Source organism: Duganella aceris (assembly GCF_011090165.1).
GTDB classification, from domain to species: domain Bacteria; phylum Pseudomonadota; class Gammaproteobacteria; order Burkholderiales; family Burkholderiaceae_D; genus Rugamonas; species Rugamonas aceris.
The window spans coordinates 1-22,012 of record NZ_JAADJT010000015.1 but is presented as its reverse complement, the minus strand read 5'-3'; the positions used below and the strand labels follow the sequence as shown (position 1 = coordinate 22,012).

18 protein-coding genes and 1 other RNA gene are annotated in these 22,012 nt (G+C 65.4%); 10 read left to right on the top strand and 9 right to left on the bottom strand.

Annotated features, from left to right (window positions below; all coding sequences use genetic code 11):
- Positions 1–11: 11 nt before the first annotated feature.
- The 6 genes from GW587_RS26815 to dgoD form a co-directional block, all read right to left on the bottom strand.
- Positions 12–785 (bottom strand): SDR family oxidoreductase, encoded by a 774-nt coding sequence (locus tag GW587_RS26815; RefSeq protein WP_166107972.1) that lies wholly within the window; start codon positions 783–785, stop codon positions 12–14.
- Between the two features lie 97 nt (positions 786–882).
- A complete protein-coding gene (gene araH / locus GW587_RS26810) occupies positions 883–1,866 on the bottom strand; it encodes an L-arabinose ABC transporter permease AraH (RefSeq protein WP_166107971.1) in 984 nt (327 codons plus the stop codon).
- Positions 1,863–3,404: an L-arabinose ABC transporter ATP-binding protein AraG gene (gene araG, locus GW587_RS26805; RefSeq protein ID WP_166107970.1), complete on the bottom strand. Its 1,542-nt coding sequence runs from the start codon at positions 3,402–3,404 to the stop codon at positions 1,863–1,865. Before araG ends, araH begins: the two co-directional genes overlap by 4 nt.
- Position 3,405: 1 nt before the next feature.
- A complete protein-coding gene (locus GW587_RS26800) occupies positions 3,406–4,386 on the bottom strand; it encodes an arabinose ABC transporter substrate-binding protein (protein WP_166107969.1) in 981 nt (326 codons plus the stop codon).
- Between the two features lie 25 nt (positions 4,387–4,411).
- Complete coding sequence (locus GW587_RS26795) at positions 4,412–6,976, bottom strand: beta-galactosidase (RefSeq protein ID WP_166107968.1); 2,565 nt, start codon at positions 6,974–6,976, stop codon at positions 4,412–4,414.
- A 51-nt stretch (positions 6,977–7,027) separates the two neighbouring features.
- A complete protein-coding gene (dgoD, locus tag GW587_RS26790) occupies positions 7,028–8,176 on the bottom strand; it encodes a galactonate dehydratase (protein WP_166107967.1) in 1,149 nt (382 codons plus the stop codon).
- Between the two features lie 215 nt (positions 8,177–8,391).
- Here dgoD and GW587_RS26785 point away from each other — a divergent pair, with 215 nt between their 5' ends.
- From GW587_RS26785 to GW587_RS26750, 8 genes are all read left to right on the top strand, one after another.
- Positions 8,392–9,300 carry an SMP-30/gluconolactonase/LRE family protein gene (locus GW587_RS26785; RefSeq protein WP_229259674.1) on the top strand — a complete coding sequence of 303 codons (909 nt, stop codon included), beginning with the start codon at positions 8,392–8,394 and terminating at the stop codon, positions 9,298–9,300.
- Between the two features lie 58 nt (positions 9,301–9,358).
- Positions 9,359–10,327 (top strand): LysR substrate-binding domain-containing protein, encoded by a 969-nt coding sequence (locus GW587_RS26780; protein WP_166107966.1) that lies wholly within the window; start codon positions 9,359–9,361, stop codon positions 10,325–10,327.
- 122 nt (positions 10,328–10,449) lie between these two features.
- Positions 10,450–13,053, top strand: a complete 2,604-nt coding sequence (locus GW587_RS26775; RefSeq protein WP_166107965.1) for a TonB-dependent receptor — start codon at positions 10,450–10,452, stop codon at positions 13,051–13,053.
- A gap of 134 nt (positions 13,054–13,187) precedes the next feature.
- Positions 13,188–15,953, top strand: a complete 2,766-nt coding sequence (galA, locus tag GW587_RS26770) for a beta-galactosidase GalA (RefSeq protein WP_229259673.1) — start codon at positions 13,188–13,190, stop codon at positions 15,951–15,953.
- A gap of 99 nt (positions 15,954–16,052) precedes the next feature.
- Positions 16,053–16,292, top strand: a complete 240-nt coding sequence (locus tag GW587_RS26765) for a hypothetical protein (protein ID WP_166107963.1) — start codon at positions 16,053–16,055, stop codon at positions 16,290–16,292.
- Positions 16,289–16,600: a cell division protein ZapA gene (locus GW587_RS26760; protein ID WP_166107962.1), complete on the top strand. Its 312-nt coding sequence runs from the start codon at positions 16,289–16,291 to the stop codon at positions 16,598–16,600. Before GW587_RS26765 ends, GW587_RS26760 begins: the two co-directional genes overlap by 4 nt.
- 46 nt (positions 16,601–16,646) lie before the next feature.
- Positions 16,647–16,827: non-coding RNA, 6S RNA (gene ssrS / locus GW587_RS26755), on the top strand.
- Positions 16,828–16,892: 65 nt separating this feature from the next.
- Positions 16,893–17,351, top strand: a complete 459-nt coding sequence (locus tag GW587_RS26750) for an EVE domain-containing protein (RefSeq protein WP_166107961.1) — start codon at positions 16,893–16,895, stop codon at positions 17,349–17,351.
- Here GW587_RS26750 and lgt read toward each other — a convergent pair.
- Together lgt and GW587_RS26740 are read right to left on the bottom strand one after the other, a co-directional pair.
- A complete protein-coding gene (gene lgt, locus GW587_RS26745) occupies positions 17,329–18,195 on the bottom strand; it encodes a prolipoprotein diacylglyceryl transferase (protein ID WP_166107960.1) in 867 nt (288 codons plus the stop codon). The two genes, GW587_RS26750 and lgt, sit on opposite strands and share 23 nt — an antisense overlap.
- Positions 18,189–19,097, bottom strand: coding sequence for a LysR family transcriptional regulator (locus GW587_RS26740; protein ID WP_166107959.1), 909 nt, complete (start codon positions 19,095–19,097; stop codon positions 18,189–18,191). The genes lgt and GW587_RS26740 overlap by 7 nt, the downstream gene beginning before the upstream one ends.
- 146 nt (positions 19,098–19,243) lie before the next feature.
- On the opposite strand from GW587_RS26740, the gene ilvD reads away from it, so the two are divergent.
- Complete coding sequence (ilvD, locus tag GW587_RS26735; protein ID WP_166107958.1) at positions 19,244–21,106, top strand: dihydroxy-acid dehydratase; 1,863 nt, start codon at positions 19,244–19,246, stop codon at positions 21,104–21,106.
- 33 nt (positions 21,107–21,139) lie between these two features.
- Here ilvD and GW587_RS26730 read toward each other — a convergent pair whose 3' ends face one another.
- Entirely contained in the window at positions 21,140–21,364 is a 225-nt protein-coding gene (locus tag GW587_RS26730) for a TIGR04438 family Trp-rich protein (RefSeq protein WP_166107957.1), read from the bottom strand.
- Positions 21,365–21,501: 137 nt separating this feature from the next.
- Here GW587_RS26730 and GW587_RS26725 point away from each other — a divergent pair, with 137 nt between their 5' ends.
- Positions 21,502–21,822: a c-type cytochrome gene (locus tag GW587_RS26725; RefSeq protein ID WP_166107956.1), complete on the top strand. Its 321-nt coding sequence runs from the start codon at positions 21,502–21,504 to the stop codon at positions 21,820–21,822.
- Positions 21,823–22,012: the final 190 nt, after the last annotated feature.

Below are 22,012 nucleotides of genomic sequence, written 5' to 3'. Positions count from 1 at the left end.
CGAGCGGTGTGCTAATCGTGGTACATCTGCGAGCGCCCGCCGTCGATCAGGATGTCGGTGGCGTTGATGAAGGGCGCCTCGTCGCTGGCCAGGAACAGCGCGGTGGCGGCGACTTCTTCCGGCCGGCCGAGGCGTTTGCAGGGCAACAGCGCTGCCTGGCGCACGCGCTCTGCCTGCGGATCGGGCTGCGCATCGAAATGGCGCTCAATCATCTCGGTGACGATCAGCCCCGGCGAGATCGAGTTGACGCGGATGCCGCGCGCCGCGTATTCCAGCCCCAGCGCCCGCGTCATGCCGATCAGCGCATGCTTGGCGACCGGGTAGGGGAAGCAGCCGGGGATGATTTTGTGGCCGTGCACCGAGGCGATGTTGACGATGCTGCCCGCTCCTTGGGCGAGCATCGAAGGCAGCACGGCGCGCGAGGCGTTCCACGCGCCTTCCAGGTCGACCGCGAAGCAGCGTTTCCAGTCCTCCTCGCTCAGCGCCAGCGGATCGCTGAAGACGTTCATGCCGGCGTTGTTGATCAGGATGTCGATGCGGCCGAAGCGCTCCAGCGTGCGCGCCGCCAGCAGCTCCATCGCGGCGCGGTCGGCCACATCGGCCTGGACGAAGATGCTGCGCTCCGGGCCGAGCTCCGCGCGGATCGCGCGCGCCGCCTCGTCGTCGCGATGGCTGTTCAACGCCACCATCGCCCCCTCCGCCGCGAAGCGCCGCGCGATGGCCGCGCCGATGCCTTGCGTCGAGCCAGTGATAACGGCCACTTTGCCGTTCAGACGTCCAGACATTGCCACCTCTTTGAGGCGCACCCCGAGGCTTGCGCTCAGGGTCAGACCCCGTACGGGGTCTGACCCTTGTGTCGCCGTGCGGGGTGGCGTAACGATATTAACGGCGCTCGCCGCGCGTTTTTAGCTGGTCCAGCAGCACCGCCACCAGCAGGATCACGCCGCGCATCAGGTACTGGTAGAACGCGTCGACGTCCATCAGGTTCATCACGTTTTCCACTGTGCCCATGATCAGCACGCCGATCAGCACGCCGAAGATGCGCGCCTTGCCGCCCTGCAGCGACACGCCGCCCAGCACGCAGGCCGAAATCACATCCAGCTCAAAACCCTGCGCCGCATTCGGCTGCCCGCTGGTGATGCGCGACGCCAGAATCAAGCCCGCCATCGCCGTGACCAGCCCTTGCAGCAGGAAGATCCACACCCGCAGCCGCTCGACGCGCACGCCGGCCAGCCGCGCCGCTTCCGGATTGCCGCCGATGGCCAGCGTGTTGCGGCCGAAGACGGTCTGGTTCAGCAGCACGCCGAACACCAGGAAGCACAGGCCGCACACCAGCACCGGCAGCGGCATGCCGAAGAAACGCTCGTCGCCGAAGGCGATGAAGGCGTCGCTGTTGATGCCGACCGCCTGGCCCTTGGAGACGATGAAGGCCAGGCCGCGCACCATCAACATGGTCGCCAGCGTGGCGATCAGCGCGTTGACGCGCAGGTAGGCGATCAGCACGCCGTTGCAGGCGCCGATCAGCGCACCGGCGGCCAGGCCGGCGCCGATGGCCAGCGTGACGCTGCCGCTTTGCTCCATCACGATCGCGCCCAGCACGCCGGCGAAGGCGATGGTCGAGCCGACCGACAGGTCGAAGTCGCGCGAGGCCAGGCACAGCATCATGGTGCAGGCCACCATGCCGATCTGCGCCACCGACAGCATCAGGCCGACGACGTTGGTCAGCGAGAAGAAGTTTTCCACCGTGGCCGCCAGCACGGCGAACAGCACCACGTAGGCCAGCGGCATGCTGTATTCCGACAGCCATTGGCGCGAGATCAGAGGGCGCGAGGTTGGCGCGGCCGGATTCAATTGTGAGACGTTCATGCGATGCTCCGTGGATTTTCAATGTAAGCGGCGGGCGCCGGCGCCGAAGAATCGGGCAAGGCCAGGCGCAGGACTTCGGTTTCGGTTGCTTGCGCGCGCGGCAGTTCGCCGCAGATCTCGCCTTCGCGCATGACGATCACGCGGTCCGAGATGCCCAGCACTTCCGGCAATTCGCTCGAAATCACGATCACGCAGCAGCCGCGTTCCGCCACTTCGTGGATGATGCGGTAGATGTCGTTCTTGGCGCCGACGTCGATGCCGCGCGTCGGCTCGTCGAGGATCAGCACTTTCAGGCCGGGCTCCGCCAGCCAGCGCGCCAGGATCACCTTCTGCTGGTTGCCGCCGGAGAGCAGGCGGATTTCCTGCTGCCGGTTCGGGGTCTTGATGCGCAGGCGGGCGATGAACTCGTCGGCCAGCGCGGCCTCCTGTTTGTGGCGCAGGAACAGGCCGGCGCGGAGGTCGTTGCGGCGCACGCTGATGTTGATGTTCTCCGCCACCGAGGCGGTCGCCAGGATGCCTTGCTCCTTGCGGTCTTCCGGGCACAGCACGATGCCGGCCGCGATGGCGTCGGACGGACCGCCCGTCGCCACGGTCGCGCCGTCGAGCGTCACCGTGCCGGCGCTGCGTGGATCGGCGTTGTACATCAGGCGCATCAGTTCACTGCGACCGGCGCCGACCAGGCCGAAGAAGCCCAGCACCTCGCCGCCGCGCACCGAAAAGCTCTGCGGGCCTTTGACGTGCTTGCCGTTCAAGCCGTCGACCTTCAGGCGCTCCTCGCCGTGCGGACGTTCGCGGTAGTCGTAGATGTCGCTCAACTCGCGGCCGACCATGTCGCTGATCAAACGCTCGCGCGGCACGTCGCCCATCACGTCGTGGGTGACGATCTTGCGGCCGTCGCGGAAGATGGTGCAGGCGTCGCACAGCTCATACAGCTCTTCCAGGCGGTGCGAGATGTAGATCAGCGTGCGGCCTTCGGCGCGCAGCTCCTTCACCAGCCGGAACAGGATCTCGGTCTCGCGGTGCGACAGGCTGGACGTCGGTTCATCGAAGGCGATGACCTGCGCGTCCTGCATGATGGCCTTGCAGATCTCGACCATCTGCCGCTGCGCGATCGACAGGTCGATCAGCTTCGCGTCGGGCGAGAGGTCGACACCGATGGCGGCCAGCTTCTCGGCCACGATGCGGTGCGCTTTCGGCTTGTCCAGCAGGCCGAAACGGGTCGGCATGCGGCCCAGCAGCACGTTCTCGGCCACCGTCAGTTCCGGCACGTATTGCAGTTCCTGGTGGATGATGGAGACGCCGGCCTGGATCGCATCCTTGGCGCTGGTGAAGTGGCGCTCGGTGCCGCCGACCAGCAGCCGTCCGCCGTCCGGCTTGTACTGGCCGCCGAGGATTTTCAGCAGCGTCGATTTGCCGGCGCCGTTTTCGCCGAGCAGGCCGTGCACCTGGCCGGCGTGCGCCGAGAAGCTCACCCCGTTCAGCGCCTTCACGCCCGGGAAGAACTTGCAGACCTGGTCGAATTGCAGATACGCCGTCATATCACTGGCCCATCGCTTTGCGCACGTCGGCCTGGTTGGCGCGGGTCATCAGCATGCCCTTGGTCAGCACTTCGGCCGGCGGTACGCCTTTGCCTGTGATCCAGTTGTACAGATTGACCGAGGTCTGGTAGCCGTGCTCCTTGGCGCTGATCATGACCGAGCCGAAAAAGCCGGTCGCCGCCGGTTTGCTCAGCTCATTCTCGGCCGCCTTGGCGCCGCCTATGCCGACGCCGACCATGCTGTCGGCCTTGATGCCGCGTCCTTCGGCGGCGCGCACCGCGCCCAGCACCGCCTCGTCATTCAGGCCGAACGCCACCCAGTGCTTGAACTTGGCGTTCTTGGTCAGCGCGATGTTGGCGGCGTTGAAGGCGTTCTCGGTATCGGTCTTGGCTTGCGGCGCGTCGATGATGTTCGCGGCCGGGAAGCCGGCGGCCTTCAGCGCGTCGACCGCGCCCATGGTGCGTTCCTTGGCGGTCGGCAGCTGGTCGTAGGCGACGCGGATCGCGCCGACGTCGGCCATGCTCCACTTGCGCGCCTTGATCTCGGCGATGATGCCTTCGCCGACCTGCTTGCCGATGGCGTAGCCGGAGATACCCATGTGCGGGATCGATTCGATCGGCTTGCCGCCGCCGTCGACCAGACGGTCGTCGACCGAGATCACTTTCAGGTTGTTGCGCTTGGCCGAGCGTTCCACCGCCTTGCCCAGCTTGACGTCCGGCGCGCAGATGACGAAGCCCTGGGCTTTTTGCGCGGCCAGGTTGTCGATCGCGGCCATCATCTTTTCGCCGTTCGGCACGCCGATCTTCACCAGCGTGAAGCCTTTATCTTTCGCGGCCTGCTCGGCGTAGCGCCATTCGTCCTGGAACCATGGTTCCTCCGCCTGCTTGACCAGGAAGCCGATCTTGACCGGATCGGCGGCGTGGGCGAGGGTGGCGGCGGCCATCAGGCAGAGCGTTGCGGCGGCGATAAGGGTTCGTTTCATTTAAATCTCCAATTGATATTATTTTTTACGGTCGGGTTGGCGTGACGACGCGCAGTTGATACACGGGTATCACGCTGACGCCGCGCACGGCGGCCAGTTGTTGGTCGCGGCCGAAGTCCGGGCGTGCCTCTTTGGGCAGGTAGACCGGGGCGTCGGCGCGCAGCGGCAATACGGATACGGTCAGCGGCTGGTCCAGCAGGGCCGCGTTCCGGCGCAGGCCGAACTGCCATTGGTAGCCGCTGTAGTACCAGTCGTCCAGCAGGCGGGTGCCCGAGTACAGGCGGCCGATGTCGCCGACGAAATCGATTTGCAGCAGGGCGTCTTCCAGGCCGCGCAGTTGTTCGCGCGGCACGTCGATGCGCCATGCGCCGGCGGCCTTGAAGGCTTCCGGTATCGGCTGGATCGCGGCTTTCGCCAGACCGCCTATCATGACAGGAGGCGCGGCCTGCGCGGCGCGCGTTTGCGTCAGCGTGGCTTTCAGTTCGCGGGCGGGCAGTTCGGCTTCGAAGACCTGGAAGATGCCGTCGTTGCCGGCGGCGCGCAGCGCGACGTTGGCCGATGGCGCCGAGCCGGTGGCTTTGGCGCTCCAGGCGGCGCTGTCGCTGCTGGCTTTCGGCTGGGCTTTCAGCGCCGGGTAGACGGCGAAGCGGAACTTGCCGCTGCCGGTCGAGCGCAGTTGCAGCGCGCCGTCGCCGACGTAGGTTTGCTGGGCGCTCAGCACCAGGCGGCGTTGGCCGGCCAGCTGCTGCACGCTCAGCTGCTGCGATTGTTCGGGCGTCAGCACCACGATGGTCAGTGGGCGCTTGCCTTCGCGTCGCACGGTCAGCGCCGCGTTGGCGCCCGGCTGCACACCGGCGACCAGCGTGCGCCCATCGGCCTCGCTGACCTGCGCGCCCGGCGCGGCGATGCTGGCCGACCCCACCGAGCCGGTGGACGCCGCCGGGATGCCGGCCGCGCCGAACGCGAATTCGACCGGGATGCCGGCCGCAGCGGCGAAGACCGCGACCACGCCGTCCTTGCCCTGGTCGAGCAACGTCAATGGCTGCGCCGTGGCGTAGGCGAGGTTGGTGCCGTCGAGGTCCAGGTTCAGCGGCCAGATGAAGTAGGCGCCGTCGGCGATGTCGACCGGCTTGCTCGGCAGCGTGAGGCTCTGGCCGGGCAGCTTGACCTTGAACTGGGTCGCCTTCTGCGCCGCCATCGGATACTGGCGCACATGGTTGCTGAAGAACAGAAAACCGCGATCCCCCTCGCTGCGCACCGCGAAGCGCGCGGTCTTCAGGTCGGCCGGCGTGGCGGGCGTCAGGTCCGGCTTGCGCACCGTCATCGGCGCCAGGCGCGCGCCGAAATCATGCAGGAACAGATGGAACGGCCGCAGCTTCTCCAGCACCTTGCGCTGCTGGCCATCCGGCCCAAGCGGCGCCTGGAAATCGTAGCTGATCATGGTGGTGTCGTTGTAGCCGCCGGACAGCGTGCTCTCCTCCAGCGAGGTGCCGCCCAGGCCCAGTGGATTGCGCCCGCCGTGGAACATGTAATAGCCCATCAAATTCACCCCGGACCCCAGCTGCACCGGCAGCATAGCCGCGATATCGTCGGCCGACACCACCGTGCGGCGCCGATACATGGCCGGCAGCCCCGCGCCATACTCCGCGCCGAGGAAAGGCGTGACATCCTTGTCCGTCTCCGCCGTGCCGGGCGCATGGGCCGCCGTCTGCGCGCCCAGGTCGCCGCTGACGCGGGTGTCAAAGCGGAACGCATACGTCTCCTTCGGCGGCAGCTCTTGCGTGCTGACGCCCCAGGGCTCGTCCGGATAGCCGCCGAACACCGGCGTCACTTCCCCACTTGGATAGATGGTGCCGTCCCAACCGGTGACGGTGTAGTAGGGCACATCCATGCCCGCCTTCAGCGCCAGCTTCTTCAGCGCCGAGATATGCGCCACCCCCTTGCCCGGCCCATCGATGTTGTACTCGTTCTCCAGCTGCACGCCGATCACGCGCCCGCCGTCCTTCCACAGCTGTCCCTTGATCTGGGCGCCGATCTGCGCATACAGTTTTTCCACCAACGCCATGTATTGCGGATCGTTGGAGCGGGTCGGCATCGCGTTGACCACCCAATCCGGCACGCCGCCGAAGCGCACTTCCGCATGCGCCCACGGCCCCACGCGCACCACCACATCCAGCCCCGCCTTGGCGGCCAGCTGCACGAAGCGGCGCAGGTCGCGGTCGCCCGACCAATCGAACTTGCCGGCGATTTCCTCGTGGTGGGTCCAGATCACATAGCTGGCGACGATGTCGATGCCGGCCGCCTTCATCTTGCGCAGCTCCGCCTCCCACTGCGAAGCGGGCGTGCGGCTGTAATGGAATTCGCCCATCACCGGCAGCCAGGGCTTGCCGTTGCGGGTCAGGTAGCGCGCGTTGGCGCCCAGCGTGTCGCCATTGGGGGCGACGGCGCTGCCGAGGCGCAGCGCGGCGGCCAGCGGCGCCGGAGTCGGCGCGCTGGCGTCGATCGCCAGCGTCCCGGCGCCGGCCGTGCTGCCTGCCAGGACGCCGGCGATCAGCGCGGCGCCGGTGTGGCGGCGTAACAAAAAGGGCATACTCGTCTCCAGATATTTTTTATTGTTGGTGCGATGCCGGGAGGCTTGCCCTTACCACTCGGCGACGCTGCCGTCGGCATGACGCCAGACCGGATTGCGCCAGTCGGGGGCGTTCTTGCTGGCGGCGATCACGCGCTCCTCGTCCACTTCCACGCCCAATCCGGGCTTGGTCAGCGGCTTGATATAGCCATCGGTGATCTTGAAGTCTTCCTTGTTGATGACGTAGTCGAGCAGCTCGCCACCACGATTGTAGTGGATGCCCATGCTCTGCTCCTGCAGCACCGCGTTGTAGGAGACGAAATCGACCTGCAGGCAGGCGGCCAGCGCGACCGGCCCCAATGGGCAGTGCGGCGCCAGCGCGATGTCGTAGGCTTCGGCCATGGCGGCGATCTTCAGGCATTCGGTGATGCCGCCGGCGTGCGATAGGTCCGGCTGCACAATCGACAGGCCGCCGGCCGCGAACACGTTCTTGAACTCGAAGCGCGAGTACATGCGCTCGCCGGCGGCGATCGGGATCGACGTCATCTCGGCCAGGCGCGGGTAGTATTCGGCCTGCTCGGCCAGCACCGGCTCCTCGATGAACAGGGGACGGAACGGCTCCAGCTCGCGCATCAGCACCTTGGCCATCGGCGCGGCCACGCGGCCGTGGAAGTCCAGCCCGAACTCGATGGTGTTGCCGAAGGCGGCGCGGATCTCGGCCACGCGCCGCACCGCTTCGTCCACCTTGGCCGAGGTGTCGAGCATGCCCAGCTCCTCGGTGCCGTTCATCTTGAAGGTATCGAAGCCGCCTTTTTTCAGCGTGGTGATTTGTTCGATGATGTCGGACGGACGGTCGCCGCCCACCCAGCTGTACATCTTCATGCGGTCGCGCACCAGGCCGCCCAGCAGCTCGTACACCGGCTGGCCCATGACCTTGCCCTTGATGTCCCACAGCGCCTGGTCGATGCCGGCGATGGCGCTCATCAGGATCGCGCCGCCGCGATAGAAGCCGGCGCGGTACATGGTCTGCCACAAATCGTTGATGCGGGCCGGGTCCTGGCCGATCAAGAACGGTTCCATCTCCTGTACCGCCGTCTCCACGGTGCGGGCGCGGCCTTCGATGACCGGTTCGCCCCAGCCGACGACGCCTTCATCGGTCTCGATTTTCAGCAGCATCCAGCGCGGTGGAACACGGTAAGTCGTCAGTTTGGTGATTTTCATAGGGTCAGGAGTTGAAGTTCAGGGAACAGCGCTCAGTCTAAAGCCGTCGGCTAGACGGGAAATATGATTAATTCGCAGGGAGCCATATCAATATCGGATAGCTGTACAGGGCCGCGCAGCTATCCGATATCGTCATGGATGATGCTGATTTATTCATATCAGCGGCGCGGCGTCGCCGCTTAGACTGGCGGTCACACATCAGGAGCATTGACCGCATGAGCACAGCCAGCACCACCGTCGCCTCCACTGCGGGCATCATGTTGATCCGCGTCGGGCAAGCCGGCTGCGCGCTGCGCTGGGACGCCACGGCCCATTGCTGGCGCTGGCCGGACCCGGTCGGCGGCCAGCTGTACGCCTGGCCCGCGCCGGCCGGCATGCCGAGCGGCGTGCGGATGCAGGAAAGCGCCTGCGTGATGGCCTGCTGCGCCTCCGGCCGGGTGCTGCTGGGCCTCGGCAAGCGGCTCGGCATGATCGACCTGCCGGACCCGGGGCAGCCCAGCCGCCCGTTGCAGGCCCAGGTCCTGACCACCATCGACGCCGCCGAAGCGCGCACCAGCATCAGCGACGGCTGCACCGACCGCGCCGGCAATTTCGTCTTCGGCACCGCCAACACCGCGCCGGACAAGCGGCCGATCGGCAGTTTCTATCAGTATTCCCAGCGCCACGGCCTGCGCCGGCTGGCGTTGCCGGTGGTGGTGACGGCCGGCGGCATCGCCTTCAGTCCCGACGGCCGGCGCATGTACTTCGCCGACGCCGAGGGCGGCGCCATCATGCAGTGCAGCTATGACGCCGAACGCGCCAAGGTCGGCGACGTGACGCCGTTCGCCGAGGTGCTGGAGCGGGGCGCCGGCGCGGCGGTGGTCGACAGCGTGGGCAGCTTGTGGAGCGTGCAGGGCGGCGCCCTGGTGCAGTACGACGCCGACGGCGGGGTGCGCCAGCGCATCGCCCTGGCGCGCGAGGCGGCGGCCAGCGTCGCCTACGGCGGCCCGGGATTGAAGCAGTTGCTGCTATTGGGCGCGCGCGGCGGTTTGTACGGCCTGCCGTCCGATCTGGCGGCCGGACTGCCCCCCGGCATCGCCGATACGCTGTTCGATGATAGCGGTACCCCCGTACGCCGCCTGTAACGGTGATTGACGCTGCCCCAGCCCGCCTTTATGATGGGCTATTCAAATAATCACCCATATGACTGATTCCCGCTCGGATCGCTTCGTCCGCTCCCACCTGAAAACCCGCCATTTGGTCTTGCTGGTCGAGTTGGGCCGCCATGGCTCCATCGCCCATGCGGCCCAAGCCGCCAATCTGACCCAGCCCGGTGCGTCCAAATTATTGGGCGAGCTTGAACACGCGCTGGGCGTGCAGCTGTTCGAACGGCTGTCGCGCGGCGTGGCGCCGACCTGGTACGGCAAGGTGCTGATCCGCCGTGCCGGCGCCGCGCTGGCCGAGATGGACGCGGCGCACCAGGAGGTGATGGAGCTGTTGTCCGGCCTGCGCGGCCGGGTCGGCATCGGCACCGTGCTGGCGCCGGGCACCGGCCTGGTGCCGAAGGCGATCAACCTGCTCAAGGCGCGCCACTCGCGGGTGCACGTCGCGGTCAATATGTCGACCAGCAAAGTGCTGGTGGAACGCCTGCGCGGCGGCGAGCTGGATCTGGTGGTGGGCCGCATCCTCGACACCGAGGCGGCCGACGAACTGAATTTCGAACCGTTGACCGACGAGCCGCACCTGCTGATCGCGCGCAGCGGCCATCCGATGGCCGGCCGCACCGACCTGACTTTGGAAGAACTGATGGAGCAGTGCTGGATCCTGCCGCCGGCCGGCAGCATCCTGCGCGACCGCCTGACCGCGCTGTTCCTGTCGCACGGCCTGGAGCAGCCGGCGGAAACCGTCGAGACGCTGGACATGCCGGTGGTCGCCAGCCTGTTGATGAACAACGACATGATCGTGGCGCTGCCGCCCGACGCGGTGAAGCCGTACCTGGAGGCCGGCCTGCTGACGATCCTGCCGTTCGACCTGGGCGTGAGCATGGACTACTTCGGCATCATCACCCGCAAACGGCACCAGCTGTCGCCTGGCGCGGATGCGATGCTGATGGCGCTGCGCGATGTCGCGGCGAACATCTATCCCGATTATCGTGCTCCTGCGCATCCCTGATATACGAACTTGGTATGCCGCGCACGCAATAAGCTATTGGTTTGTAAATTAGTGTTTCGTTAGCATTCAGTTACCCGTCCACTCTGTAACGAGACGGAATATAAAAATACTGGAGACGCGCAATGAAACACAAAAAAATGAGCTGGCTCATCGCCACGCTATTCACCTCACCCCTATTGGTACAACAGGCGCTGGCGCAGGAGACGGCCGGCGATATGACGCAGGTCACCGTGACCGGCATCCGCGCCTCGGTGCGCAACGCGCTGGCGGCCAAGGAGGCTTCCAACAGCATGGTCGAAGTGGTGTCGTCGGAGGACATCGGCAAGCTGCCCGACACCACCATCGCCGAATCGCTGGCGCGCCTGCCGGGCCTGTCGTCCGGCCTCGATCGCGGCAACGCCAGCCAGATCGTCGCGCGCGGCATGGGCCCGCGCTTCATCGGCGCCACCTTGAACGGCCGCGAGCTGGCGTCGTCGGAGCCCAACCGCGCGGTGCGCTTCGAGCAGTTTCCGTCGGAGTCGCTGAGCGGCGCCACCGTCTACAAATCGCAGAACGCGGAACTGGTGGAGGGCGGCATCGCCACCACCATCGACCTGCAGACCGTGTCGCCATTGAAGTACAACGGCCGCCAGCTGTCGCTCAAGGCCGATGCGCTGTACTACGCGCTGGCCAGGGACATCCCCGGCGCCGACAAGACCGCGCCGCGCCTCGGCGGCGTCTACATCGACCAGTTCGCGGACAAGACCATCGGCGCGGCGCTGGCCTTCAGCTATCAGGACCAGCCGTCGGTGCAGAAGAACAAGCGCCACTGGGGCTTCAACGAGGATCACTCGGCCGACATCAACGGCGACGGCAAGATCGACAAGACGCCGTGGGGCTTCCAGGACGAGGCGCGCTACGGCAAGGACAAGCGCTCCAGCGTGTTGGGCAAGCTGGAATGGAAGCCGAACAAGGACGTGCTGATCACCGCCGATAGCTACTACGCCGAAGCCAAGATCAAGGAGCGCGGCTTGCAGCACTGGGCCGACAACCTCGGCAACTGGGACGGCGGCAATTCCGCCGGCTACAGCAACCTGGATATCCGCGACGGCTATGTCGCCGGCGGCACCTTCAACAACGCCACGCTGATCACCAACGATTTCGTCTATGTGCAGGACACCAGCGTCGCCGCCAGCGGCTTGAACGGCAAGTTCAACGCCGGCGACTGGAAGATCGAAGCCGACCTGTCGTCGTCGCACGCGCGGCGCGGCAGCCAGTGGCGCGACCTGCGCCTGAACGCCAACGGCGGCGTGCCGGTCACCTGGTCCTTCACCGGCGGCGAGAAGCAGGATTACAGCTTCGGCATCGACACCGGCAACGTCGCCAACTTCGGCACGCCGACGCTGTACGTCGACAACGACGGCCATGTGAAGGACAAGCTGGACGCGTTCAGCCTGAACGCCTCGCGCGCCATCGACGGCAGCATCATCAGCCGCCTCAAGTTCGGCGTGCGCGGCAGCGATCGCGAGAAGAGCTATCACCAGACCACGTGGACGCTGGCGCAGAAGTCGGCGATTCCGGCGTCGGCCTACCAGACCGTCAAGGCCGACGGCTTCCCGGCGTTCATCGCGCTGAAGGATTTCGACGCCAGCGTCGCCAGCGCCTTCGGCGCGAACGCCTTCAATCCGAACGGCCAGGTGCAGGAAGCGTGGCAGATCCAGAACGACGCGCTGGCCGGCTGGAAGGTCAAGGAGCGCAGCACCTCGGCCTTCATCCAGGGCGACCTGGAAGGCGAAGCGCTGGGCAAGACCTATCGCGGCAATGTCGGCGTGCGGCTGGTGCACACCAAGCAGACCGGCTATGGCATGCAGTCGCTGGACGGCGCGGCGCCGACTGCGGTGGAGGGCGGCGCGACGTACACCGAAGTCCTGCCCAGCCTGAATCTGATCTTCAACATGGACGAGGCGCAGCAACGCCAGGTGCGCTTCAGCGTGGCGCGCGCCATGTCGCGCGCGCCGCTGGACGAGATGCGCGGTTCGCGTAACCTGAGCAATGTGTCGAACACCAGCCAGCCGATCACCGGCGGCGCCGGCAATCCCGAGCTGAAGCCGATGATGGCGAACCAGGTCGACCTGTCGTACCAGTGGTACTTCGACAAAGCCTCGCTGCTGTCGGCCGGCGCGTTCTACAAGAAGGTGCAGCGCTACATCGCCATCGAAAGCGACACCACCACCGTCAACGGCCGCACCGCGACGCTGACCCGTTCCGTCAATGGCGACGGCGGCGATATTCGCGGCCTGGAGCTGGTGTACCAGCAGGCGTTCACCTCGCTGCCGGCGCCGTTCGACGGCTTGGGCGTCGCCAGCAACTACGCCTACACCACTAGCAATATCCGCGAGCAGACGCCGGTCGGCAATCCGTATCCGATCGAGGGCCTGATGAAGCACAACGGCGGCGTGACCTTGTGGTACGAGAAGTCCGGCTACGAGGCGCGGCTGTCGGCCAACTATCACAGCAAGTTTGTGCGCAATCCGACCTGGGGCGCGGGCCAGTTGATCGAAAACGAGTCCGAGACTTATCTGACCCTGAACCTGGCCAAGCAGTTGACGCCGCAAATCCAGCTGCGCTTCGGCATCGACAACCTGACCAACCAGAAGGCGGTCTACACCAGCTCGAATATCCCGATCCAGCAGGAGGTCACGGAATTCGGCCGCCGCTTCAACCTGGGCTTGTCGTTCAAGCTGTAACCTTTTATCGTGGTTTGCGGAGCGGTGCGTGATGGCGCCGCTCCGTTTTTTTTCATTTTCGGGAGCGCAGCTTGAAACCATACATGAGTAACTGGCGGAGGCTGTGCTCCGCTTTGATTTTGCTGGCGGTCTGCATGCATGCCGAAGCCGGCGCCGATGTGCGCGAACGCCTGTCGCTGGATCGCGGCTGGCTGTTCCATCTGGGCGACGTGGTCCAGCCGCCCATCCTCGGCCACGAGGAATCCTATGGCAACGCCAAGGCCGGCAGCGCCGCCGGCGCGGCCGGCAACGAGTTCGACGACTCCGACTGGCGCAAGCTGGATCTGCCGCACGACTGGGCGGTCGAAGGCCCGTTCGATCCCAAGGCCAACGTCGCGCAAGGCTATCGCCCGCGCGGCATCGGCTGGTACCGGCGCTACCTGCGCGTCGACGCGGCCGATCGCGGCAAGCATTTCGAATTGCAGTTCGACGCCATCGCCACCCACGCCACGGTCTGGGTCAACGGCAATGTGGTGACGCGCAACTGGTCCGGCTACAACGCCAGCTACATCGACATCACGCCTTACCTGCGCTACGGCGACGCGCTCAACACCATCGCCGTCCGCGCCGACGCCGAGGCGATGGAGGGCTGGTGGTACGAGGGCGCCGGCATGTATCGCCACGCCTGGCTGGTCAAGCGCAGCCCGGTGCATATCGCCACCGACGGCGTGCACGCCACGCCGCGCGCCGGCAAAGGCAAGTCGTGGAGCATCCCGGTCGAGGTTACGCTGAACAACAGCGGCAAGCAGGCCGCCGACGTGACGGTTGAGGTGACCGTGTTCGACCCGGCCGGCAAGCAAGTGGCGCAGCGCACGGCCGCCGCGCGCGTCGGCGTGCTGGCCACCAGCACCGTGCAGCTGCCGGTCGCCATCGACAACCCGGCCCTGTGGTCGCTGGAGAAAACCAATCTGTATCGCGTCGCTACCCGCGTCCTGCAGGGCGGCGAGCAGCAGGACGAGCTGACGCTGCACACCGGCTTCCGCAGCATCCGCTTCGACGCGGCGCAGGGCTTCTTCCTCAACGGCGTGCACGTGAAACTGCAGGGCGTGTGCATCCACCAGGATCATGCCGGCGTCGGCGTGGCGGTGCCCGATTCGGTGTGGGAGTATCGTTTGCGCCGCTTGAAGGAACTGGGCGTCAACGCGATCCGCTTCTCGCACAACGCGCCGGCGGCCGAGGTGCTGGACCTGGTCGACCGCATGGGCTTTGTCGTCATGGACGAGAACCGCAACTTCAATCCATCGCCGGATTACATGAAGCAGCTGGAGTGGATGGTCAAGCGCGACCGCCATCATCCGGGCGTGGTGCTGTGGTCGGTGTTTAACGAGGAACCGGTGCAGGCCACCGAAGTGGGCTACGAGATGGTGCGGCGCATGTCGGCCGCCGTCAAGGCGCTGGACGATACGCGGCCGGTGACGGCGGCGATGAACGGCGGCTTCCTCACCGAGCTGAATGTGTCGCACGCGGTGGACGTGGTGGGCGCCAACTACCAGGTGCCGGACTACGACAAGTATCACAAGGCCTATCCCGACAAGCCGTTCACCAGTTCCGAGGACACCTCCGCCTTCATGACGCGCGGCGAGTTCAAGACCGTCAAGGAAAAGAACCTGATCGCCAGCTACGACGACGACGCGGCCAAGTGGGGCAACACCCACCGCGACGCGTGGGAAGCCATCGCCACGCGGCCGTATGTGGCGGGCGGCTTCGTCTGGACCGGCTTCGATTATCGCGGCGAGCCGACGCCGAACGAATGGCCGTCGGTCAGCTCGGTGTTCGGCATCATGGACCTGAACGGCTTCCCGAAGAACGCCTACTACATCCACCAGGTGCAGTGGATCAAGGACAAGCCGCTGATCCACATCGCGCCGCACTGGAACTGGAGCGGCAGCGAGGGCAAGGAGATCCGCGTGATGGTGATGGCCAACGTCGAGCGCATCAAGCTGCTGCTGAACGGGCGCGCGCTGGGCGAGCAACAGGTCGATCCGTTCCGCATGAACTATTTCAACGTCGCCTACGCGCCGGGCAAGCTGGAGGCGATCGGCTATCGCGGCGGCCAGGAAGTGGCGCGCACGGCGGTGGAGACCACCGGCGCGGCGGTGGCGCTGGAGCTGGTGCCGGACCGCGCGCAGCTGGCCGGCGACGGCCGCGACGCGATGCCGATCACGGTGCGCGCGCTGGATGCGCAGGGCCGCGCGGTGCCGCTGGCCGACGCGCAGGTGACCTTCGCGGTGACGGGCGGCGGCCGTTCGATCGGCCATGGCAACGGCGATCCGAATTCGCACGAGGATGAGAAGGGCGCGACGCGGCGTCTGTTCAACGGCCTGGCGCAGCTGATCGTGCAGACCAACTACGACGGCAAGGACGCCGTCACCGTCGTCGCCAGCGCGCCCGGCCTGGTCGCCGCGCGGGTGACGATTCCGGTCAAGCCGGTGGCGGCGCAGCCGTATGTCGCCGAAGCCGACGCGCCGCTGACCTTTGTGCGCAGCTGGCGCATCGCGCCCGACAGCGACACGCGGCCGGACCCGGTGCAGCAGCTGGCCGGCTTCGACATGAACACCTGGGGCTGGGGCTCGCCGCCGATGGTGGCCAAGGCGGGCGGCAAGTTCCATCTGTACCGTTCCAGCTTCACGCCGCGCAAGAACCTGGCCGACGGCAGCGGGCGCCTGCGCTTCGCTTCGATACGCGGCAAGGCCGAGGTGTGGCTGAACGGCGTCCTGCTCGGCAAGAAGGACGGTTACGCCCCAGGGGCGCTGGACCTGCCGCTGCCGGCCGGCGCCGGCAAGCGCGAGCTGAACGTCATCGTCGAGGCGGAGCCGGGGCAGGGCAGCGGCATCGACGGCAACGTCACCATCGAACGATAGGACGGCGGTTGTTGACGGCCTGTAAATAAATCGCGTGCTTGTTGGTCGCAAATACGCGATTCGGTTGACGGCGTCCCGTGCGCTGCCTATAGTGGCGGGATGATTTCTGAATTCCAAGAACTATCCGATAAAATCGACCAGCTGGCCGAGATGACCGTTGCTTTGCGCCGGGAAAATGCGCAGCTGCGCCAAGCTAATTCCGCGCTCGTCATGGAGAGCATGGCTTATCAGCGACGCCTGGGTGAGGTGTCGGCCCGCGTCGCGGCGCTGCTGGAAAAAGTCCCCGCCCTCGACGGCGGCGAATCCGACGCGCTGCCTGAAAACGAGGATGCTCGATGATCCAGCTGGATATCACCATCATGGGCCAGCCGTATCGCCTGGTCTGCAAGGAGGACGAAGAGCGCGCGCTGCGCGAGGCGGCTGCCTTGTTGGACAAGAAGATGAACGTCATCCGCGACGCCGGCAAAGTCAAGGGCAACGACCGCATCGCCGTCATGGCGGCGCTGGGCATGGCGGCGCAACTGCTGTCGGTAAAAGCGCCGCAAGGTCCGTTGTCTGACATGTCCATCCTCGAAGTGCAGACCAAGATCGCGGCCATGCACAAAGTGCTGGATTCCGCCCTGACCCCGCAAGAAACCCTGTTTTAATTGGCGAAACTCCTTCCTTTGCGGCGGACAAGAGAGTAAACTTCGTTTCACCCTGCGGTGTTCGCGATTGCCATATATTCCTTGAACCATTTATGTGCACCGGTTGCGGAATTTTGTTCGATGGGCGTGAGCGTCGCTAGTCCGATGAACCCGAAATTGAACTAACTGTGACCACCTTGAACCGTTTGGTTCGGGATGCCGGCAAAGACGGCACAGGCGGGGTACTTATTCATTAAAAAACGGTTGTCAGCATGTGAGTGCGCAGCCGTTTTTTTTCGTCTGGAGAATGCTGATGCAATACTGGTTGATGAAGTCCGAGCCGGATGAAGTGAGTATCGACGACGTCATGGCGTCGAAGAACCAGACCACGCCGTGGTTCGGCGTGCGCAACTACCAGGCGCGCAATTTCATGCGCGACCAGATGCAGGACGGGGACGGAGTGCTGTTCTATCACTCCAGCTGCCCCGAGCCGGGCATCGCCGGGCTGGCGGTCATCGTCGGCGGTCCATATCCGGATGCGACCCAGTTCGACGCCAAGAGCAAATACTACGACCCCAAGGCGACGCAGGAGCAGCCGCGCTGGATCTCGGTCGATGTGAAGGGTACGCGGAAGACGCGCCTGCTGCCGCTGGCGGAGCTGCGCACCATTCCGGCGCTGGAGGACATGGTGGTGCTGCAGAAGGGCAGCCGGCTGTCGATCACGCCGGTGACGGCCGCCCAGTGGAAAACTATCGCGAAGTTGTTGAAGTAAGAATCGGCGCGCGGCCCTTCTGCTTGACCTTATACGCCCACACCAGCATCACGATGGCGGCGACCACCATCGGCAGCGACAGCACCTGGCCGGAGGTGATCGGCATGCCGAGCACCGTGGTTTCCCAGTCCGGAGTGCGGAAGTACTCGGTGAAGAATCGCGCGCAGCCGTACAGCAGCGTGTAGAAGGCACCGACCGCCAGGCGCGGACGCTCCTTGCGCGCATACAGCCACAGGATCGCGAACACCAGCAGGCCATCGATCAGCAGCTGGTAGATCGGCGACGGATGGCGCAGCCCTTGCAGGAACACCGGGTCCGGCAGCAGCGGGTAGCGCGTGTCCGGCCACATCATGGCCCAAGGCAGCGATTGATCGCCGGCGACGCGGCCCGGCAGTTCGGCGTTGATGAAGTTCCCCAGGCGGCCGGCCGCATAACCCAGCGGCACCAGCGGCGCGATGAAGTCGTACACGTCGAGCAGGTTGCGGCCCGACTTGCGCGCCCACAGCGCCATCGCGATCAGCACGCCGATGAAGCCGCCGTGGAAGGACATGCCGCCATGCCAGACCTTGAGGATCTCGATCGGGTCGGAAAAATATTTGACCGGTTCGTAGAACAGCACTTCGCCCATGCGGCCGCCGATCACCACCCCCAGCATCCCGTAGAACAGCATGTCGTCCAGGTCTTCCTTCTTCCACAGCTGCGCGGCGATGTGCGGCTGCTTGATGCGCACCCGCCCCAGCGTGATGAACATCGCGAAGGCGAGCACGTACATCAGGCCATACCAGTGGATCGCGACCGGTCCCAGTTGCAGGGCGATCGGGTCGGGCATCGGGTGTATCAGCATAGGGCGGTTTTCCTTAATTCTTTTCTTAATAAATCCAAAAAGCCGCGCAGCACCGGCGAGGCGTTGTCGCGGCGCCAGGCCAGGCCGGTTTCGACCAGCGGGGTGACGTCCGCCAACGCCCGGTATTCTACCCCGGGCCGCATCAGGTTGGACACCGACTGCGGCACCAGCGCCATCCCCATCCCGGCCGAGACCAGGCCGACGATGGTTTGCATCTGGATCGCCTGCTGGCCGATCTCCGGCGTGACGCCGGCTTCGCGGAACACCGACAGGATGGCGTCGTACAGCGCCGGCGAGATCGCGCGCGGGAAGATGATCAGCGGCAGGGCCGGCAGCGCGGCCAGCGACAGCTTGCCCTTCTTCTTCAGCGCCGGCAGGTCGGCCGGCAGGGCCAGCATCAGCGGCTCGCTCAGCACCGGCAGATAGTCCAGTTCCAGCCTGGCCTTGTCGGGCAGCGGCGGGATCAGCAGGCCGGCGTCGATGCGGCTGTGCAGCAGGTCGTCCAGTTGCAGGTCGGAGGTGGCCTCCTGCAGCGTGATCTGCACCTGCGGGTAGGCGGCGCGGTAGGCGCGCAGGAACGGCGGCAGCACGCTGTAGTCGGCCGAGGAGACGAAGGCCAGCGTCAGGCGTCCGACTTCGCCGCCGGCGGCGCGGCGCACCAGCTGCGGCAGCTCCTGCGCCTGCGCCAGCATGCGCCGCGCTTCGGGCAGCAGCGCCAGGCCGGCCGGGGTCAGCGCGACGCCGCGCCGGTTGCGTTCGAACAGCGCGGCACCCAGCAGTTCCTCCAGCGCCTGGATGGTCTGCGACAGCGGCGGTTGCGTCATGTGCAGGCGCAGCGCGGCCTTGCCGAAGTGGAGTTCTTCGGCGACGGTGACGAAGTAGCGCAGCTGTCGCAGTTCCATATGGTTTACTGTTGGATTATTGGTCTGTGATATTTTATACGACTCACAGCAATGCGAATCATATATTTGACAGCGGGCCTTGGCCGCCGCAAACTCTCATGCTAAGCCAGCGGAATTAAGCTAGCCTTATCATCAGGAGAAACATCATGCCGCAATACCGTTCACGCACCACCACCCACGGCCGCAACATGGCCGGCGCCCGCGCCCTGTGGCGCGCCACAGGCATGAAGGACGGCGACTTCGACAAGCCGATCGTCGCAGTGGTCAACTCGTTCACTCAGTTTGTGCCGGGACACGTGCACCTGAAGGACCTGGGCCAGCTGGTCGCACGCGAGATCGAAAAGGCCGGCGGCGTCGCCAAGGAATTCAACACCATCGCGGTCGACGACGGCATCGCCATGGGCCACGGCGGCATGCTGTATTCGCTGCCGTCGCGCGACCTGATCGCCGACTCGGTCGAGTACATGGTCAACGCGCACTGCGCCGACGCCATGGTCTGCATCTCCAACTGCGACAAGATCACGCCGGGCATGCTGATGGCCGCGATGCGCCTCAACATCCCGGTGGTGTTCATCTCCGGCGGCCCGATGGAGGCCGGCAAGGTGCTGAAGGTGGTCGACGGCAAGCAGAAGATCATCAAGCTCGATCTGGTCGACGCCATGATCAAGGCCGGCGACCAGACCGTCAGCGACGCCGATGTGGCCGAGATCGAGCGTTCCGCCTGTCCGACCTGCGGTTCCTGTTCCGGCATGTTCACCGCGAACTCGATGAACTGCCTGACCGAGGCGCTGGGCCTGGCCTTGCCGGGCAACGGCACCGTGCTCGCCACCCACTCCGACCGCGAACAGCTGTTCCTGCGCGCCGGCCGCCTGATCGTCGAACTGGCCAAGCGCCACTACGAGCAGGACGACTACTCGGTGCTGCCGCGCTCCATCGCCACCAAGGCGGCGTTCGAGAACGCGATGGCGCTGGACGTCTCGATGGGCGGCTCGACCAACACCGTGCTGCACATGCTGGCCGCCGCGCACGAAGCCGGCGTCGATTTCACCATGGCCGACATCGACCGCATCTCGCGCAAGGTGCCGTGCCTGTGCAAGGTGGCGCCGATGACCGACAAGTACCACATCGAGGACGTGCACCGCGCCGGCGGCATCATCGCGATCCTGGGCGAACTGGCGCGCGCCGGCTTGCTGGACACTTCGCTGCCGACCATCCACGCGCCGACCATGGCCGATGCGATCGAACGCAACGACATCAAGCGCAGCGACGATCCGGCGGTGCACCAGCTGTTCCGCGCCGCGCCGGGCGGCGTGCCGACCCAGACCGCGTTCTCGCAGTCGGAACGCTTCGCGGCGCTGGACCTGGACCGCAGCACCGGCTGCATCCGCGACAAGGCGCACGCCTATTCGCAGGACGGCGGACTGGCGGTCTTGTATGGCAACCTGGCGGTCAACGGCTGCATCGTCAAGACGGCCGGCGTGGATGAAAGCATTTTGAAATTCAGCGGCAAGGCGCGTGTGTTCGAGAGCCAGGACGCGGCGGTCGAAGCGATCCTGGGCGACACCGTGCATGAGGGCGACGTGGTCATCATCCGCTACGAAGGTCCGAAAGGCGGTCCGGGCATGCAGGAGATGCTGTATCCGACCTCGTACATCAAGTCCAAGGGCCTGGGCAAGGCATGCGCGCTGTTCACCGACGGCCGCTTCTCGGGCGGTTCGTCGGGCCTGGTGATCGGCCACGCCTCGCCGGAAGCGGCGGAAGGCGGCGCGATCGGCCTGGTGGAAGAGGGCGACATGATCGACATCGACATCCCGAACCGCAGCATCAACCTGCGCATCAGCGACGCCGATCTGGCGGCGCGGCGCGGCGCGATGGAAGCCAAGGGTGCCGACGCATGGCAGCCGGTCAACCGCGACCGCTACGTCTCGCAAGCGCTGCAAGCCTACGCCGCGCTGACCACTTCCGCCGATCGCGGCGCGGTGCGCGACCTGTCGCAGCTGAAGCGCTAAGTCACTATGCTCCCGCGCCGTCCCGGGCGGGAGTTATTTCTTCTTGTCGAAGCTCTGCTTGACGCGGGCCTGGCGGCGTTTTTCGTCTTCGTTGTGGGCCTTGCGCTTGTCGAGGCCGAACATCGGTTCGAGGTATTCGAACCACAGGAAGGCGAACGCCATCAGTCCGACGATCCACCACCACGACAGCTCGGCGAACTTCCAGACCTCAAAATAACGCAGCGCGCACAGCGCCACGATCAACAGGATAATCGGCATGACGTCCTCCTTTTCTTCCGCCATCTTACAAACAAAATGGCTTTACGGGGAGCAATATTCTGCTCTCGGTCAACCTTTGGCGTTGTGATGCGTTAGAATTCTTGGTGGAATGAAGAAGCACTTACCTGGAGAACACAATGAAACGCAATTTGATGATGGTTGGGATGGTTGTGGCAACGGCGTTCGCTTCGCAAGCGGCGATGGCGGACGCGGGCATGGATCTGGCCAAGGCCAAGAACTGCATGGCTTGCCACGCGGTCGGCACCAAGCTGGTGGGTCCGGCGTACAAGGACGTCGCCGCCAAATACGCCGGCCAGAAGGATGCCGAGGCCAAGCTGGTCACCAAAGTGATCAAGGGCGGTTCCGGCACCTGGGGCGCGATCCCGATGCCAGCCAACCCGCAAGTCAACGAAGCGGAAGCCCAGACGCTGGTGAAATGGGTCCTGTCGCAGAAATGATTCGGTTTCACGCATAAAAAAAACGCGCCGTCGGCGTAATGCCGTTCAGTTAAGGAGATTTTTTTAATACGCGAACGTCATATTTTCTAGGTCTGCCCTTGACGGCCCGGTCGAAGCTTCGACCGGGCCGTTCTTCATTCAGAAGGCTAACCAACCTTTCGCGCAAATGAACCATCGATGCCGGTAGCTT